This is a genomic window from Marispirochaeta aestuarii (genome assembly GCF_002087085.1).
In the GTDB taxonomy this organism is placed as follows: domain Bacteria; phylum Spirochaetota; class Spirochaetia; order JC444; family Marispirochaetaceae; genus Marispirochaeta; species Marispirochaeta aestuarii.
On record NZ_MWQY01000077.1, the window covers coordinates 1 to 338 of the forward strand.

The 338-nt window shown below is 56.5% G+C and carries 1 protein-coding gene; it reads right to left on the minus strand.

Features of this window, described 5'->3' with window-relative positions:
- Positions 1–338: hypothetical protein (locus B4O97_RS19580; protein WP_158084413.1), on the minus strand; the 338-nt coding region annotated here is incomplete at both ends.

Below are 338 nucleotides of genomic sequence, written 5' to 3' on the forward strand. Positions count from 1 at the left end.
TGCCGCTCTCGGTACTCTCACGCATGGTACGGACAAGCCCGTACTCGTCGTAGGTATAGGTTTTCGTTATTGTTGAGCCTTCATAGGGGCCGCTTGTCTTTTCCCACTGTGTCGTCCGTTCTTCCGTCAGCTGCGGAAACACCGAGCCGACCTGCAGGTTCTGCTCGTAGACCGTTCCCCGGCCGACATGCTTCGTCGCGTAATATACCGGGACCGAGTCGTAGCTGCGTTCGGTACGGCGGTACACAAATCCGGATTCGTCCAGTACTTCCTTCTCCAGCATCAGGCCCCGATGGGCGTAATCTGTTGTGTCGTACAGGGTCACTGTTTTCTGCAGG